Origin of the sequence: Pseudomonas sp. SIMBA_067 (genome assembly GCF_046534675.1) — a bacterium.
Taxonomy (GTDB): domain Bacteria; phylum Pseudomonadota; class Gammaproteobacteria; order Pseudomonadales; family Pseudomonadaceae; genus Aquipseudomonas; species Aquipseudomonas putida.
Map to the genome: position 1 here is coordinate 1 of NZ_JAWRYH010000153.1, position 347 is coordinate 347.

The following is a 347-nucleotide window of genomic DNA, read 5'->3' on the forward strand; positions in this document are numbered from 1 at the left end:
GGCCGGCACGGCGCGGCTGTAATTGACCCGTTGCAGGCTTTGCCCGGTCTTGCTGCGTTCACTGCCGACGCTGAGGCTGCCGTAAACGTCGAACGGAATCACCAGTTGCGCCTGCACCGCCCAACTGCTGTCGCCCACCTCATGGTTGGCCGACAGGTAAAAACTGCTGTTGCGCCACAGCGGTTTGCTCCAGGTCAGGTTCACCAGGCGCGTGCGTGAATCATCCGCCGCCTGCACATCAAAATAACCGACGCCCAGGCTGCCGAAATCGTTGAGGTTCAGACTCAAGGTGGCCTGCTGGCTGCGTTTGCTGAGGCTGGCGTAAGGCGTGTCGATCAGGCTCAGGT

1 pseudogene is annotated in these 347 nt (G+C 61.4%); it reads right to left on the reverse strand.

Features of this window, described 5'->3' with window-relative positions:
* Positions 1-347, reverse strand: a pseudogene (locus SB765_RS28485) (fimbrial biogenesis outer membrane usher protein); the annotation flags it as partial.